The organism is Flavobacterium inviolabile (genome assembly GCF_013389455.1).
Classification (GTDB): domain Bacteria; phylum Bacteroidota; class Bacteroidia; order Flavobacteriales; family Flavobacteriaceae; genus Flavobacterium; species Flavobacterium inviolabile.
Map to the genome: position 1 here is coordinate 1,399,307 of NZ_CP058278.1, position 16,567 is coordinate 1,415,873.

Here is a 16,567-nt window from a genome sequence, read left to right on the forward strand (position 1 = left end):
TATGATATAAAAAGTCCAATACAAAAATAATTTTTGATTGTAACAAAATCAAGGCTGAGAAGTCTTATGAGATAAACAAACCAGACAATAACATTATGAAAAAGAAAATAGTAACCGCGATTGCAGTATTCGGCTTTGCCATCACGTCGTTTGCCCAGAATTTTCAGGGAATGGCGGTTTATGAATCCAAAACAACAATATCCGATTTCAAAATGGAGGGAAGGGACATCACGCCCGAAATGCAGAAAATGATCCAGGAGCGAATGAAAAAAATGCTGGAAAAAACATTTGCCCTGAATTTTGACCGTTCCACTTCAATCTATAAAGAAGAAGAAAAACTGGATGCACCCGGACAACAGGGACCAGGCTCCCGAATGATGAACTCGATGATGGGAAGCGGTGGTACTTTCTTTAAAAATGTAAAAGAGAAAAGTTATACTGTTGATAAAGAATTTATGGGAAAAGAATTCTTAATTGTGGACAGCTTACCCAAACTGAACTGGAAACTGGAAAGTGAAACCAAAAAAATCGGGGACTATAACTGTTTTAAGGCAACAGCTGTAAAGCCGGTCAGCCAGTCTGATTTCCGAAACTTCAGAAGAAAAAAAGAGGACACGAAGAGCGATGAGGCTAAAAAAGAGAAAACAACAAACTTTATGGAAGATTTCGAAATGCCGAAAGAAGTAACCATAACGGCCTGGTACACTCCGGATGTTCCGGTTAACCAGGGACCGGAAAGTTACTGGGGATTACCGGGACTGATTTTGGAAGTAAATGACGGTAAAACGGTAATTGTTTGCTCTAAGGTTGTGTTGAATGCAAAAGATAAAGTGGAAATAAAAGCCTCTAAAAACGGTAAAGTCGTAAAACAAAAAGAATACGACGATATTGTAGTGAAAAAAATGGAAGAGATGCGGGAAATGTCCAAAGGACAACAGGGCGGAAACAGAATGCAGATGCGAATGGGCCGATAGTTTTCAGTACTATATATGACCAAACCGGTTTCTCCTGATTGTAATAATCATACGGGAAACCGGTTTTTTTAATTATAATAATACGGATGCAGAAAAGAACGCTTAACAGATCAGTTTATAACCTCTTCCACGAATGTTAATGATCTGGATGCTGCTGTCCAGTGCCAGTTTTTTTCGCAATTTTGAAATAAACACATCCATACTTCTGCCGTTAAAAAAATCATCTTTACCCCATATCTTATTTAAGGCAAACGACTTGTCTACAATTTCATTTTTGTTTTCCAGCAACAGTCTTAAAACCAAAGCTTCCCGGTGGGTTAAATAAAAAACCAGTGCCTGGTGCTCTAAAGTCTGCTTGTTGTAATTAAAACGATAACGGCCAATATTCAGCTGTTCTTCCGGATTGCTTTTGCCGGTCCGGCCTAACAGGGCATGGATTCTGACGATTAATTCCTCCATACTAAAAGGCTTTTTCAGATAATCGTTGCCGCCATATTGAAAACCGTCCACCACATCCTGAACCTGCGATTTCGCACTTAAAAAAATAATCGGAATTGTCTTGTCTGTTTTCCGGATTTCCTGGGCGAGCGTAAAGCCGTCTTTTTTCGGCATCATTATATCCAGAACGATTGCATCCGGTTTTTCATGTATAAAATGAGCCAAAGCCTCTACACCGTTTAGACAGTGCGTTACTTTAAAATCCCGGGTTTCCAGGCTTTCTTTGATAATCAGGCCCAGAGTGGCTTCATCTTCTGCCAGTAAAATAGTCACCTTGCTACTCATGAGGAATGAAAATTTTAAAAGTTGTCTGTGTTTCTGCGATGAGGTCTATTTTGCCACCGTGTTTTTCGACAATGTTTTTACAATAATACAAACCGATGCCAAATCCTTTTTCGTCATGCTGATTGTTTTTGGGTACCCTGTAAAACTTCTCAAATATTTTCTGACGGTGGATCTTGTCAATGCCTTTCCCGTTATCCGAAACGGCAATCTCCACACCGGCATCCGTTTTTTGCAGGGTAACGGTAATGCAGTCGCCGCCGTATTTCAGGGCATTGTCGATGAGGTTAGAAATGACATTTTCAAAATGAAACGTATCTGCAAAAATAATCACGGGTGTATCCGGACTGTGGAATACAATTGCTTTATCGGTATTGATCCGGAACTTGTCAATAGCGGTGTTTATCAGTCCGATAAGCGCAACCGGTTCTTTTTGCAGCCTTAGCTGGTCGCTTTCTAAAATAGAGGTTTCCAGTATTTTCTCTACAATAAGGTTCAGTTTGGACAAATGTTGATTGGAAATTTCGAGGTACTTCTTTGTTTTTTCGGGTTCATTGTCCGAATTGAACTTTTCAATACCTTCCAGAGCACTGTTCACAACCGCTATAGGCGTTTTAAGCTCATGGGAAACATTACTGATAAAATCGTTTTTAATGATCGCAAGCTGTTTCTGTTTGCGGATAATATGCAGCAAATAAAAAAGACAGAAAATAATACTCAGCGATAACACCAGCGATAACATAATGCCCAGCATACCTTCCTGTAAGGCCGGGTAAAATATATCCGGAAAAAACAGCTCGATATTGCTGTTCTGAGGCAGGAAGGAAGACTTGGAACGCGTGGAGAAAAGGTACTTTTTGTCTTCCGGATTATGGTATTGCGAAACGGTATTGAAATGCACTTTATAAAGCAAGGCATAATCAAAATCAAGGTTTTTCCGGGCAAACTCTTTATCGATGTATTGGGCGATTTTTTTTAGATCAACGCTGTCCTGCCGCACCGAGATCACAATCTTTTCGGCTAAAACCCGGACATCTTTAATATTGTCCGGTTTGGGAAGTCCGGCTTCGTTGGAAATGAAAATAGTGGTCGCTTTTTTCCGTTTTGGTGCGGTGGAATCCGTATGAATTTCGGTATGGTAAAATTTAATGTTTTTGGCATCGCGCTGTAATTTCGAATGGATCGGCATTGGAAGTGCCACATCTTTGCCGGTAGTCGAATAAATAATATTGGACTTTGCCTTGTCATTGTAATAATTGTCGATACTGCTGTCTAAAGCACTTTGGGCAGCAAGGATAATACGCTGCTTATTGGTGTCATAATTATTGATATTCCAATATATCTGAATGATTACAGTAATCAGGACCACTGTAACTGCAATCAGAAGCATACCGTTATGACGAAAAAAGGATTTCATAAATCAAATGTAAGAACTGTTCTTCTACTTTTTTCACCGTTAACACACGTTAACACTAATTACAATCCGGTTAAAACTCGCTTTGTTAGTTTTGATTACTCTTTACAGCGTAAAAGAAATAACTAACATAATAAAAATAATCATGATTCGAATTAGTATTATCATTGTAGGATTATTGTTGTTGAGCATCGGGAAAATCTTTGCTCAGGACTATAGCGGTATAGCGGTTTATGAAACCAAAATGACTGCCCCGAAAATAACATTTTCCGGAAGCGGAATAACCCCGGAAATTGAAAAAAGCCTGGAAGAAAAGGTTAAAAAGAATTTTGAAAAAACCTATACCCTCTCTTTTGACAAGTCGGCGTCACTATATGAAGAAGAAGAAAGACTGAAATCGCCTTTGAGCAGCAGTGGCGGCAGCGGCATGCAGATCACGGTTGGCGGCAGCGGCAAAAAATATAAAAACATAAAAGAGAAAAGATATGCACTGGCAACGGAAATAATGGGCAAAGAATTCCTGATTAAAGACTCCCTGCCTAAACTGAACTGGAAACTGGAAAATGAAACCCGGAAAATCGGCGATTATACCTGTTATAAGGCAACCCTGGTGCGGAAAGTGGAAAAATCCGGTTTTAAAGACAAGGAAAGTTCCGGGAAAGCAAAAACGACTTCCCTGTTAAAAGACCTCGAAACACCCGATTCGGAAACGATAACAGCCTGGTATGCACCGGAAATACCGATTAGCCAGGGACCGGATGATTACTGGGGATTGCCGGGTTTAATACTGGAAATAAACGAAAAGAAAAGTGTTATTCTCTGCTCTAAAATTGTTTTAAACCCTAAAGAAAAAAAAGAGGTGAAAGAACCTAAAAACGGTAAGGTGGTAACCCAGAAAGAATATGACGCAATATTGGAGAAAAAAATGGAAGAACAGCTGGAATCGTTCCAAAACAGTAAAGGAAAAACGATCATCAGAGTAGGAGGATAAGGCGGGAAAAATATTAATTGCCTGATAATAGCGAATTAAAGTAACAAAAGGAATTTTTTTTCGTCTAAGAGATTGAACCTTATGCGGTTTTTAAAGTCTTATCAGCACGATATCAGAAAAGCGAAAATAAAAATGAGAAAATATTTACATTTAATTGTTTGTTTATTGTCTATTGCCGGTTATGCCCAAAACGTAAAATTTGAAGGCACGATAAAAGATTCCACAGGCGTACCGCTGGAAATGGCGAATATTATGGCGATCAATCAGGAAACCAAAGCCATGGATTCCTATGCGATTACCAATGATGCCGGAAGATTCCAACTGGTGTTAAAAGCCAATACCAGTTATACCATAAAAGCCAGTTATATCGGATTCAATGCTTTTGAAGAAACGGTAAAAACGGGTACAACCGCCATCAGCCGGGCTATTGCGCTGCGGGAAGGTATCGATTTACAGGGCGTGCAGATTGTAAAAGAAATGCCGGTAACGATAAAAGGCGATACGATTGTTTACAATGCCGATTCGTTTAAAAACGGAACAGAACGAAAACTGGAAGATGTGCTGAAAAAATTACCCGGCGTTGAGGTTAATGCCGATGGTGAAATTGAAGTAGAAGGCAAAAAAGTACAGAAGGTCATGGTGGAAGGTAAAGATTTTTTTGACGGTGATACTAAGATTGCGACAAAAAACATTCCTGCCGATGCGCTGGATAAAATCCAGGTATTGCGAAACTATAACGAAGTATCCAACCTGAAAGGATTGGAAAATAATGAAGAAAATGTAGCCTTGAATATCAAGCTGAAAGAAGGGAAGAAAAACTTCTGGTTTGGGGAAATGATGGCGGGAATCGGAGCAGGGCATAAGGAAGACCGGCATATCCTGAATCCGAAACTGTTTTATTACAACCCGAAATACAGCGTGAACGTTATCGGGAACCTGAACAATATCGGGGAACTGCCGCTCACGATGCAGGATTATTTTAAATTCTCGGGCGGGTTCAAGAACATGATGCGAAAAGGAGGAACCAATTTTAACGTGTCTTCGAACGATTTGGGAATATTGGGACTGCGCAACAACAGAGCCAAAGAAATAGACGTTAAATTCGGTGCGGCAAACTTTAGCTATAATCCTTCCAAAGCCTGGACGATTAGCGGCTTTAGTATTTTTTCTGCCAATAAAACCGATCTGGAAACCAATTCGAGAACAGTCAGAACCGATAAACTGCCAGACGGAACATCGGCTACCGTTACCGAAGAGCGCCAGGAACTGACCCGGCAGAAAACCAACCTCGGCATGCTGAAACTGAGCTCAAGCTATGTGCCTTCCGATAAAGTACATTTTGACTATGACGGCTTCTTTAAAATTTCCGATCAGAAAGAATCGAACAGCGTTTTTTCGAGTTTGCTGGATGACATCTATACCAATAAAAAACAAAAACCGTTTTCCATTAATCAGAACCTGAATTACTATTATACGCTGAACAATAAAAACGTATTTGCCTTTGAATTGCAGCATTTGTACCAGGAAGAAGACCCGTTTTATAACGCCAACCTGAAACTACAGCCGTTCCAGTTATCCGGTTACCTTCCGGGACAAAACCGGAATGATGTAACACAGAACCGCTTTGTGAAAACCAATAAAGCAGATGCCAAGTTTGATTACTACTATATGCTGACGCCGAAAAGCAATATTAATGTAACGGTGGGCAATACCTATTCGCATCAGAACTTTAATTCGAATATTTTCCAGATTCTGGACAACGGGAATACCAATAATTTAACCGATCCGCAGAATAATAATGAGGTGAATTACACCTTTAATGATGTGTTTGTAGGATTGCATTATAAGTTCATTACCGGGAAATTTACCTTTAATCCGGGATTCAGCCTGCACAGTTATACGATGAATAACCAACAGCTGAACAGTGAGTTTAAAAATGATTTCGTTAGAGTGTTGCCCGATTTTTATGCCTTGTATCAAATTAAAAAGTCGGAAACCCTAACCTATAATTTCTCATTGGCCAATAACTTTACCGACATTAGTAAAGTAGCCGAAGGATATGTTTTTTCCAATTACAACAGCTTGTTCAGCGGTAACAAAATGCTGGAAAACTCGCTGTCGCAAGTGCATTCCCTGCGTTACTTCAAATACAATATGTTCAATTTCGAAAACATCTTTGCGAACATTACTTATACCCGTCAAACGGATGCCGTAAAATCCAAAGCCTTTTTTGACGGTGTGAACCAGGTATCGTCTTCGGTAAACATGAATTCTGCTTTTGCAGATGAGAGCTTTTCTGCCAGTGCCAATTATGGAAGATCGTTCTGGAGATACTACAAAGCTTCGGTGGGCGGAAACTTTAACTGGAGTAAGAATAACAACATCAGGGTGTTCCAGGGCGGTGTGGAAGAAACCCAGACAACCGATTCGTATACGCAGAATTACAACGTGAAACTGGCAACAAACTTTAAAAGAATCCCGAATATCGAACTAGGATATGGCTTTACTAAAAATGATTTTTTCAGTGATACCTTCTTTGTCGACAGCCCTTCGGTAACGCTGGAATATTATTTCCTGGATGCCTTTTCATTTACTTCCGATTATACTTTTTACCACAACAGGAACAAGGATAATACAATTAACAACGAATATGATTTCCTGAATGCCAGTCTGATCTACCAGAAGAAAGACAGCAAATGGGAATACAAACTGTCGGCAACCAATTTGCTGAATACCACTTCCCTGAACGACAGCAGTTTCAGTCAGTTGGGAGGTTCCAGCAGTTTTTCACAATATATCATACAGCCGAGGTATATTATTTTAAGCCTGAAATATAACTTATAGCAACCCATAAAAAAAGCCTGCATCGAGCAGGCTTTTTTATTTTATAAAAACGTTGGTTACAAACCGAAAGCTTCTTTTATAGTCGCTACGTAATCCAGTTTTTCCCATGTGAACAATTCAACGGTAACTGTTTTCTCTTTTCCGCCCGGAGCGATAAAAGTTTTGGTAACGGTTTCTGGAGTTCTTCCCATGTGTCCGTATGCAGCAGTTTCACTGTAAATAGGGTTTCTTAATTTTAAACGTTGCTCGATAAAATAAGGACGCATATCAAAAATAGCTTCCACTTTTTTAGCGATCTCACCATCGGTTAAGTTTACTTTCGAAGTACCGTAAGTATTGATGTAAATACCCATTGGTTTAGCAACACCAATTGCATAGGATACCTGAACTAAAATCTCATCGGCTACACCGGCAGCCACAAGGTTTTTAGCGATATGACGGGTTGCATAAGCCGCACTACGGTCTACTTTACTCGGATCTTTTCCGGAGAAAGCACCACCACCGTGAGCTCCTTTACCACCATAAGTATCTACGATAATCTTTCTTCCGGTTAATCCGGTATCTCCGTGAGGACCACCAATAACGAATTTTCCGGTTGGATTGATATGATACTGGATCTTATCGTTGAATAAATGAGCATATTGAGGGTTCTGTGCGATAATACGGGGAATTAAAATCTCAATAATATCTTTTTTGATTTTTGCCAACATTGTTTCCTCATCAGCAAAATCATCATGTTGTGTAGAAATTACAATAGCATCGATACGAACCGGTTTGTTATTGTTGTCATATTCTAACGTTACCTGCGATTTTGCATCCGGACGTAAATAGGTGATTTCGTTATTCTCACGACGTAAGGCCGATAATTCCTGAAGTAATTTGTGAGAAAGGTTTAATGCTAATGGCATAAAATCTGCCGTTTCATTTGTAGCATAACCAAACATCATTCCCTGGTCGCCTGCACCTTGCTCTTCTTTGCTGGAACGGTCAACACCCTGGTTAATATCCTGAGATTGCTCGTGAATAGCAGAAAGTACACCACAAGAGTTGGCCTCAAACATGTACTCGCTTTTGGTATAACCGATTTTTTTGATCACTTCACGGGCAATTTGCTGCACATCAAGATAAATCTTCGACTTTACCTCACCGGCAAGAATAACCTGCCCGGTTGTTACTAACGTTTCACAAGCTACTTTCGATTCCGGATCGAAAGCTAAAAAATTATCAATTAAAGCATCAGAAATTTGATCGGCAACCTTATCTGGATGTCCCTCACTAACGGATTCTGACGTAAATAAATAAGCCATAAAATTAGATTTTTAATAATTAAGCGAGGAAAAAATATTGCAGGTAATGCCTAAAGAAGTATGTACTGCTTTAGCATTTTTTAGTACCAAAAACGAAATCTGGTAATAGAGGTTGCAATCAGTTCAAATTTTTCCTCTGAAATTTGTTGCAAATGTATGAAAGAGTTTTTTAAACTAAATAAAAAATAACAAAAAAAAATAACAAGAAGAGCAGTAGTTGTGAAAAAGGTAAGTTTAACAATTGCGAATTGTTCTTTAATGTATTTAAATTATTACATTGCCGTCACAATAACTCTTAAAAAATAATAAACATGAAGAAAACTTTACTTTCTCTTTTATTTTGTGTTCCTTTTTTAGGCCAGGCACAAAATCTTTACAATTACGGATTCAACGGTACAACGGCCGACATGACGACTGCAGGTTGGGTAAGAACAAATCAAAGTACATCTGCTTCTACCACACTTTGGACAGTTGGTTCTTATACTCCGGTTGTAGTTAATACCCTGGGAGTACCACCGGTACAGGCTACTCCGTTTCAGAATCAGGCGTATACAAACGGTCAGACCTGTCCGATACCAAACGGACAGGATGGAACACCAAACACATTTGCATTGGTTAACTTTACCAGTACATCAAGTTCTGCTACTTCGGGAGCAACAATCAGTAACTGGTTAATTTCGCCTGTTGTTACTGTACAAAACGGGGATATTATTACCTTCTACTCAAGATTAGGGAAATACTCCGCTACCGGTGCAGCATCTTTTGCAGATAATTTACAATTGCGAATGAGTACTAATGGTGCTGCAACTGTGAATCCTGCAGGAGGACCAACAAATCTTGGTGATTTTACAAACCTGTTGGTAGAAATCAACCCGGCGTTAAACCTAACGTCTTACCCGACAACGTGGACGCAGTTTTCATATACCGTTACAGGATTATCAGGACCAACTGCAGTTAAATTAGGTTTCCGTTATTTTGTAACAAATGCAGGACCTAACGGTTCTAACTCGGATATTATCGGAATCGATACATTCTCTGTAGACAGACCATTAGGAACAAGCGATTTCTTTGCTAAAAACTTTACCGTTTTCCCTAACCCGGCAAACGATGTATTGAATATCACGGCTAAAAACAATACCGAGATCAAAGGAATTCAGATCACGGACTTGAACGGAAGAGTGGTGAAAAAAATGAATCAGCAAACACAAGCAGAAGTACAGATCAATGTAGCGGATCTGACTGCCGGAGCATATTTTATTTCGGTAGAAACGAATGATGGAAACGCAACATCTAAGTTCTTAAAGAACTAAAAAAATAACGTTTTAGAATATTAAAACCTGTCCGGTTCCGGGCAGGTTTTTTTATGCTGTAAAAGCTGGTTATTAGGGGATTGCAAATGTTAAAAGTAGTTTTTGGTATTAAAACATTGTGATTCAGTGCGGTAAAAAGGTTATATTAGGGGATTATGAACTTTTAAAAATAGAATCATGAAGAAAAAATTACTTTCACTTTTTTTGTTATTATCAATAACAGCGGGTGCTCAGACAACTCTTTTTGAGGATAGTTTTGAGGCGTATAATGACTTTATCATTCAGAACATTGGTTCCTGGATTACGCTCGATTTAGACGGTTCTACTACGTATGCTGATGACGGTACGATAGTTTGGAGTAATAAATTTTTACCACAGGCATTTATCATTTTTAACCCTTCGGTAGCCGGAGTCACAAACGCTGCTTCGGGTAATGAACTCCGCAATTACGATCCGAAAACCGGAAGCAAATATGCCGGCTCATGGGCGGCGGTTTTACCAGGTGACGGCGTTGGCGGAACCGGTCCGAATAATGACTGGCTGGTAAGTCCTCCCATCCCGCTTGGAGCCTCGGATAATGTTGTCAGTTTCTGGGTAAAATCAATGTCAAGCTCCTATGGACTGGAAAATTATACGGTTGGGGTATATACCGGTTCCGGTGTACCGGCAGCTTCTTCCGATTTTACGCTTATTTCCGGCGGCGGATCGCTAACGGCACCCTTTCCAAACTGGGAACAAAAAACCTTTAACCTGGATGCCTATGCCAATCAGACGGTGCGGATCGGGATACACTGTGTTTCTGTAAACCGGTATTTTTTTATGGTTGACGATTTTAAAGTCACCACAGCCACATTGGGAGCCCGGGACTTTTTTAATCAGCATTTTACAATTTTCCCGAATCCGGCAAATGAGGTGCTGCATGTTTCGGTTAAGAACGATACCGGGATTAAAGGGATTCAGATCACCGATTTAAACGGCAGAACCGTAAAAAAAATAGAGCAGCCGCCAGTGGAAGCATTACAGCTCAATGTGTCCGATCTGACCGCCGGAATGTACCTGATTACGGTGCAGACAAATGACGGAAATGCGGTTTCCAAGTTTCTCAAAAACTAAAAAAACAGCGAATGAATTACTAAAACATCCCGTTTGCCTGTTGGTTTTTAGAAATTTATAAAAAATTTAAATACGTAGTATTTATATATATAACCAAAAAATATAAATGTTAAAATTTCTGTTTTTGTTTGGTCAATTCAAAATTAGTTTTCAATTTTGCTCCATCAAAACAGAAGAAAAAATAATGAAATCAATTAAGCGATATATGTGTATGATGATGTGGAAATGTTCCGCAGAGGATACCATTGCTTAATTTGAAATTTCAATTTTAAATATACAGCATAAGCCTCTGCCCAAAGCAGAGGCTTTTTTGTTTTCTGCAATTATTGAAAAAACGAAAACGAAAAGAAATTCAGAAAACTAAACAGAAGAAAATGAAAGCAATAGCAACAAAAAAAATAATGATGAAACGAATGATGTGCATTTCCATGTATATCCCACTCTGCTATTGCCAAAAGCGAACGACTTAATCTTGTTATAGTTCAAACTGTAAAAGTCCTTTTGGTAAAAGCACCGAAAGGACTTTTTTTTTTAATCGAAATCTAACTTCAAAATCTATAAAACATGAGCACTCAAAAATTTTCAACAAACGCACTTCACGCAGGACACGACGTAACTAAAAACGCAGGAACCAGAGCGGTACCGATTTATCAGACCACTTCCTATGTGTTCAACAATGCAGAACATGCAGCAAACCTATTTGGTCTTACCGAAGCAGGATATATTTACACCCGTTTGAATAACCCGACAAATGATGTGTTGGAACAACGTCTTGCCGCCCTCGAAGGAGGAATCGGAGCTGTTGTGACTGCTTCGGGAACGGCCGCAATTGCCACAGCACTTTTAGTATTGCTAAAAGCCGGCGACCACATTGTAGCTTCCAGCAGCCTGTATGGCGGAACCTATAACCTACTGAATGTTACCTTGCCAAGACTGGGAATCACAACAACATTTGTGGATCCTTCCGATGCGGAAAACTTCACTAAGGCAGCAAAAGAAAATACCAGAGCCTTTTTTGCGGAAAGTTTAGGAAACCCGAAACTGGATGTACTGGACCTGAAAGCCATCGGACAAGCAGCCAGGGCATTTAAAGTTCCGTTTATCGTGGACAATACGGTAGCTACTCCATACTTACTGAATCCGATTGAACACGGTGCCAACATTGTGATTCACTCGTTAACAAAATATATTTCCGGAAACGGAACCTCTTTAGGCGGCGCCATCATAGACGCCGGAAACTTTGACTGGAGCAACGGGAAATTCCCGGAATTCACAGAACCGTCAGCAGGATACCACGGATTGGTATACCATGAAGCCTTAGGAAATGCAGCCTTTATTGCCAAAGTGAGAATAGAAGGACTGCGGGATTTCGGAGGCGCTTTAAGTCCGTTCAATGCCTTTCAGATCATTCAGGGTCTGGAAACTCTGGATATCCGGGTAAAAAAGCACAGCGAAAATGCCCTGGAACTGGCAAAATGGCTGGAACAACAGGAAGAAGTAGCCTGGGTAAACTATCCGGGATTACCCTCCAGTAAATATTACGACTTAGCCCTGCAATACCTGCCGAAAGGACAAAACGGAGTGGTAACATTCGGACTAAAAGGAGGATTTGAAGCGGCACGGCAGGTAGCCGATACCACGAAGATCTTCTCTCTACTGGCAAACATCGGAGACTCTAAATCTTTAATTATTCACCCAACGAGCACCACGCATCAGCAATTAACGGAAGAACAACAATTGTCAACGGGAGTAACAAAAGATTTAATCCGCTTATCGGTAGGATTAGAGGATATAGAAGATTTAAAAACAGATTTGGCAGCAGCATTTGCAATAGTCAAAGCAAAAAGAACGATAACATCATGAGCACTAAAATAGTAAACGTATTAGGATTTGTAGGGAATGACGCGCAGTTTGTAGTAAAAGCGCAGGATTTCAAAGTAAGAATAAGCAGCAATGTTGCCGGAACCTCGGCAGAAGGACCCAGTCCGGTAGAATTTTTATTAGCCGGATTTGCCGGAAGCATCAACGCTGTAGGACAGCTGGTTGCCAAAGAACTGAACCTGAACCTGAAATCACTTCAGGTGGAAATTTCCGGAGAACTGGAAACCAATAAAGCCGAAGGAATTGCCACCCGATCAAGACCGGGTTTCAGAAGAATAGAAGTAGTGGTAAAACCCACTACCGATGCACCGCTGACCTTATTAAAAGAATGGATCGACACGGTAAAAGACAGATGCCCGCTAAGAGACAATCTGCTCAACACCACACCGGTTTTGTTAACGCTGGTTAAGGAATACAACCAGTCGGAAGTAGCATAAAGCAATCCCGCTTAGGGATCATAAAAAGGAAAATTAAGTTGTTTTGTTTGTTTATACTGCCTCTAACGAGTCTGCAAAAAGTTAGAGGCAGTTTTTAAAAATGTAAAAATGGATACGCTGAAAAAAATAGATCTTTTCGATTTTACGTTACACAACGGGGTAAATAAAAGATGGCTGTCGTTGTACTATCAGGTCTTCGGACAACCGATAGGAACCGCTCCGGTAGTGTTGGTCAATCACGCGTTAACGGGCAATTCGCAGGTAACCGGACAAAACGGATGGTGGACCAGCCTGATTGGACCGGATGCCGTGATCGATACCGGTTTTTACACTGTGATCGCGTTTAATATTCCCGGAAACGGCTATGACGGAAAAACCGAAAGCCTGATCCATAATTACCGGGACTTTACCACAAAAGACATTGCCAGGATATTTTGGGAAGGCTTACAGTTTTTAGGAATCAAACAACTTTTTGCAGTAATAGGAGGAAGCCTTGGCGGAGGAATTGCATGGGAAATGACGTTACTGCAGCCGGAAAATATTCGGCACCTCATTCCGATAGCAGCAGACTGGAAAGCGACAGACTGGCTCATTGCCAATGTGCTGGTTCAGGATAAAATACTGAACAACTCCGATAATCCTGTCCATGATGCCCGACTGCATGCCATGTTACTGTACCGCACACCGCAATCGCTAAAGCAGAAATTCAACAGAACCAAAAACGAAACACAAAGCATTTACCAGATTGAAAGCTGGCTGCTGCACCACGGCGAAAAACTGAAAGGCAGATTTCAGTTGGCATCCTACAAACTGATGAACCACCTTTTAAAAACCATAGGCGAAGATTTGAATTGCGGCAGTTTTCTCAGACTGGGAAAAGAAACCAAAGCACAGATACACATCGTTGCCGTAGACAGTGATTATTTTTTCACCGCAGCGGAAAATAAAGAAACCTATGAAATTTTAAAAAGGGTTAAAGAAGACGTTTACTATCACGAAATCCAATCCATACACGGGCACGATGCCTTTTTGATTGAATTCGAGCAATTGAACAACATACTCAAACACATATTTATAACAACAAAACAAACAATACAATGAAGATTTTAAAATTTGGAGGAAAATCACTGGCCTATGATGGCGGATTTGATAAGGTACTCCGCATTATTCAGGATAAGGCAGATAAACAGGAAAAGATAGCTGTTGTGGTTTCCGCTATCGGGAATGCCACAAATGAACTGGAACAGATACTGGAAGCAGCCTCAAAAAACCAAACCTATACAGAACAATTAAACCACTTTAAACAACAACAGCAAGGCAGGCGGGCAGTCGATTTATCAAACGAATTCTCCCTTTTGGAAAAACTGTTTGAAGGAGTGGCACTATTGGGAGATTACAGTCCGAAAATCAAGGATAACGTATTGGCACAGGGAGAAGTCATCGCCGCTAAAATTGTAACGGATGCTTTAAAAGAAAAAGGACTGAATGCCAATTTTTCGGATGCCCGCTTACTGATCAAAACCGATACCCGTTTCGGAAGTGCCCAACCGCTGGAACAACTGTCCCGAAAGAACGTACTGAATCACTTCAAACAAAACAACGGTACAACCATTAATGTAATTACCGGATTCATTGGTTCCAATGCCAATAATGAAACAACTACATTGGGCCGGAACGGAAGCAACTACACCGCGTCACTGATTGCCAATTACCTGGAAGCAGAAGAACTGCAAAACTATACCCACGTTGACGGTATTTATACCGCTAATCCCGATCTGGTAACAGATGCCAGAAAAATAGACCGCCTGTCGTTTAATGAAGCCAACGAACTGGCCAACTTCGGAGCCACCATATTGCATGCCAAAACGATTATCCCTTTAATCGAGAAAAACATCCCGCTGCGCATTCTGAATACGTTTAACAATAACAATCACGGTACCCTGATCACTTCCGTATCCGATAATGAAGGAATCAAATCCCTTTCGGTACTGGACAATGTCGCCTTGATTAACCTGGAAGGAAGAGGGCTTTTGGGTAAAACCGGAGTCGATGCCCGTATTTTCAGGGTAATGGCAGAAAACGATATCAGTGTAAGCATTATTTCGCAGGGGTCTTCCGAAAGAGGAATCGGGATTGTGGTCGCTGCCGATAAAGCCACCAAAGCCGTTATCGGGCTGGAAAAAGAATTTGAAAACGATTTTTATACCAAAGACGTCAATAAAATTTCGGTGACAGATGATGTTGCGGTGATTTCGATAATAGGGCAGGACCTGAGTACTTTCCACAAACCGTACACAGCCCTGATCCGAAACAAAATAGTACCAATCCTTTTCAATAATACCGTTACCGGAAAAAATGTGAGCCTGGTAGTGCAGAAAGGACAAATCCACAAAGCGCTGAATGTGATCCACGGTGAAATATTCGGGGTGTCCAAAAAAATTAATGTTGCGGTTTTCGGGCACGGACTCGTAGGCGGTACATTAATCGACCAGATCCTGGCTTCGGCAGAAAACATTGAAAAAATAAAAGGCATAAAAATCAACATTTTTGCGATTGCCAATTCTAAAAAAGCCTTGTTCAACAAATCCGGAATTACTGCAGACTGGAAAAATGATATCCGGGAAAACGGAGCGGCTTATACGGTAGCGGATATTATCGGCTATGCAAACGAACATCATCTGGAAAACCTGATCGCAATAGACAACACGGCGAGCAGTACCTTTATTGAAAACTACATTGCCCTGGCAGAAAACAGTTTTGACCTGATCTCTTCCAATAAGGTTGCCAATACAGTAAGCTATGATTTCTACAAAAAACTCAGAAAAGTACTGGCCGAAAATCAGAAGAATTACCTGTATGAAACTAATGTTGGTGCCGGATTACCGTTAATTGATACGATTAAATTGCTACACCTTTCCGGGGAGAATATTACCCGAATCAAAGGTGTTTTTTCCGGAACATTGAGCTATTTATTCAACCATTTCTCGGTGGAGAACCGGCCTTTCAGCGAAGTGCTGCAGGAAGCGATCGACAACGGATTTACAGAACCGGACCCAAGAGAAGACTTATGCGGAAATGACGTGGGTCGGAAATTACTGATCCTGGCCAGAGAGCTCGATTTACAGAACGAGTTTGAAGAAATTCAGATCCGGAACCTCATTCCGGAAAACCTGAGAGCCGGTAATGCAGCAGCATTCCTGACGCGAACAAAAGAACTGGACAGCATTTATGACGGGCTGAAAGCTGCTCAAAAACCAAATCATGTGTTGCGTTATATCGGGGAATTATCCGGCGACCTGCAGCAGGAAAAAGGCAATCTCGAAGTAAAACTGGTTTCTGTACCAAGTGATTCCGCCTTAGGACAGCTAAAAGGTTCCGATTCAATTTTTGAAATCTATACCGATTCATACGGAGATCGTCCCATTGTAATACAGGGAGCCGGTGCAGGCGCTTCCGTAACGGCGAGAGGCGTTTTTGGCGACATACTAAGACTATCGGAAAAAAAATAAGCATAAA

The 16,567-nt window shown here is 40.6% G+C and carries 12 protein-coding genes; 9 read left to right on the forward strand and 3 right to left on the reverse strand.

Translation table 11 applies throughout. The features are described from left to right. Nucleotides 1–95 precede the first annotated feature (95 nt). Nucleotides 96–974 (forward strand): GLPGLI family protein, encoded by an 879-nt coding sequence (locus tag HW120_RS06110; RefSeq protein WP_177732061.1) that lies wholly within the window; start codon nucleotides 96–98, stop codon nucleotides 972–974. Between the two features lie 102 nt (nucleotides 975–1,076). Here the strand turns inward: HW120_RS06110 and HW120_RS06115 are convergent, their stop codons facing one another. Together HW120_RS06115 and HW120_RS06120 are read right to left on the reverse strand one after the other, a co-directional pair. Further along, entirely contained in the window at nucleotides 1,077–1,757 is a 681-nt protein-coding gene (locus HW120_RS06115; RefSeq protein WP_177732064.1) for a response regulator transcription factor, read from the reverse strand. After that, nucleotides 1,750–3,171, reverse strand: coding sequence for a sensor histidine kinase (locus HW120_RS06120; protein WP_177732066.1), 1,422 nt, complete (start codon nucleotides 3,169–3,171; stop codon nucleotides 1,750–1,752). The genes HW120_RS06115 and HW120_RS06120 overlap by 8 nt, the downstream gene beginning before the upstream one ends. A gap of 142 nt (nucleotides 3,172–3,313) precedes the next feature. Between HW120_RS06120 and HW120_RS06125 the strand changes: the two genes are divergently transcribed. After that, complete coding sequence (locus tag HW120_RS06125; RefSeq protein WP_177732068.1) at nucleotides 3,314–4,159, forward strand: GLPGLI family protein; 846 nt, start codon at nucleotides 3,314–3,316, stop codon at nucleotides 4,157–4,159. Between the two features lie 132 nt (nucleotides 4,160–4,291). Next, nucleotides 4,292–7,003, forward strand: a complete 2,712-nt coding sequence (locus HW120_RS06130) for a TonB-dependent receptor (RefSeq protein WP_177732071.1) — start codon at nucleotides 4,292–4,294, stop codon at nucleotides 7,001–7,003. 56 nt (nucleotides 7,004–7,059) lie between these two features. On the opposite strand, the gene metK is transcribed toward HW120_RS06130, so the two are convergent. Next, a complete protein-coding gene (gene metK, locus HW120_RS06135) occupies nucleotides 7,060–8,310 on the reverse strand; it encodes a methionine adenosyltransferase (RefSeq protein WP_177732074.1) in 1,251 nt (416 codons plus the stop codon). A gap of 311 nt (nucleotides 8,311–8,621) precedes the next feature. Between metK and HW120_RS06140 the strand changes: the two genes are divergently transcribed. From HW120_RS06140 to thrA, 6 genes are all read left to right on the forward strand, one after another. Beyond that, nucleotides 8,622–9,620: a T9SS-dependent choice-of-anchor J family protein gene (locus HW120_RS06140; RefSeq protein ID WP_177732077.1), complete on the forward strand. Its 999-nt coding sequence runs from the start codon at nucleotides 8,622–8,624 to the stop codon at nucleotides 9,618–9,620. Between the two features lie 177 nt (nucleotides 9,621–9,797). After that, nucleotides 9,798–10,733, forward strand: coding sequence for a T9SS-dependent choice-of-anchor J family protein (locus tag HW120_RS06145; RefSeq protein ID WP_177732081.1), 936 nt, complete (start codon nucleotides 9,798–9,800; stop codon nucleotides 10,731–10,733). 564 nt (nucleotides 10,734–11,297) lie between these two features. Beyond that, nucleotides 11,298–12,596 (forward strand): O-acetylhomoserine aminocarboxypropyltransferase/cysteine synthase family protein, encoded by a 1,299-nt coding sequence (locus HW120_RS06150; RefSeq protein WP_177732084.1) that lies wholly within the window; start codon nucleotides 11,298–11,300, stop codon nucleotides 12,594–12,596. Then, entirely contained in the window at nucleotides 12,593–13,051 is a 459-nt protein-coding gene (locus tag HW120_RS06155; protein WP_177732087.1) for an OsmC family protein, read from the forward strand. Before HW120_RS06150 ends, HW120_RS06155 begins: the two co-directional genes overlap by 4 nt. Before the next feature lie 108 nt (nucleotides 13,052–13,159). Then, the gene (locus HW120_RS06160; protein ID WP_177732090.1) at nucleotides 13,160–14,152 is read left to right on the forward strand and encodes an alpha/beta fold hydrolase; all 993 of its coding nucleotides are present in this window, start codon (nucleotides 13,160–13,162) and stop codon (nucleotides 14,150–14,152) included. Further along, nucleotides 14,149–16,560 carry a bifunctional aspartate kinase/homoserine dehydrogenase I gene (thrA, locus tag HW120_RS06165; protein WP_177732093.1) on the forward strand — a complete coding sequence of 804 codons (2,412 nt, stop codon included), beginning with the start codon at nucleotides 14,149–14,151 and terminating at the stop codon, nucleotides 16,558–16,560. The genes HW120_RS06160 and thrA overlap by 4 nt, the downstream gene beginning before the upstream one ends. Nucleotides 16,561–16,567: the final 7 nt, after the last annotated feature.

Bases quoted from the DNA above. Each gene is read 5' to 3' on its own strand.
- HW120_RS06110 (WP_177732061.1), top strand. From the start codon at position 96: ATGAAAAAGAAAATAGTAACCGCGATTGCAGTATTCGGCTTTGCCATC.
- HW120_RS06115 (WP_177732064.1), bottom strand. From the start codon at position 1,757: ATGAGTAGCAAGGTGACTATTTTACTGGCAGAAGATGAAGCCACTCTG.
- HW120_RS06120 (WP_177732066.1), bottom strand. From the start codon at position 3,171: ATGAAATCCTTTTTTCGTCATAACGGTATGCTTCTGATTGCAGTTACA.
- HW120_RS06125 (WP_177732068.1), top strand. From the start codon at position 3,314: ATGATTCGAATTAGTATTATCATTGTAGGATTATTGTTGTTGAGCATC.
- HW120_RS06130 (WP_177732071.1), top strand. From the start codon at position 4,292: ATGAGAAAATATTTACATTTAATTGTTTGTTTATTGTCTATTGCCGGT.
- metK (WP_177732074.1), bottom strand. From the start codon at position 8,310: ATGGCTTATTTATTTACGTCAGAATCCGTTAGTGAGGGACATCCAGAT.
- HW120_RS06140 (WP_177732077.1), top strand. From the start codon at position 8,622: ATGAAGAAAACTTTACTTTCTCTTTTATTTTGTGTTCCTTTTTTAGGC.
- HW120_RS06145 (WP_177732081.1), top strand. From the start codon at position 9,798: ATGAAGAAAAAATTACTTTCACTTTTTTTGTTATTATCAATAACAGCG.
- HW120_RS06150 (WP_177732084.1), top strand. From the start codon at position 11,298: ATGAGCACTCAAAAATTTTCAACAAACGCACTTCACGCAGGACACGAC.
- HW120_RS06155 (WP_177732087.1), top strand. From the start codon at position 12,593: ATGAGCACTAAAATAGTAAACGTATTAGGATTTGTAGGGAATGACGCG.
- HW120_RS06160 (WP_177732090.1), top strand. From the start codon at position 13,160: ATGGATACGCTGAAAAAAATAGATCTTTTCGATTTTACGTTACACAAC.
- thrA (WP_177732093.1), top strand. From the start codon at position 14,149: ATGAAGATTTTAAAATTTGGAGGAAAATCACTGGCCTATGATGGCGGA.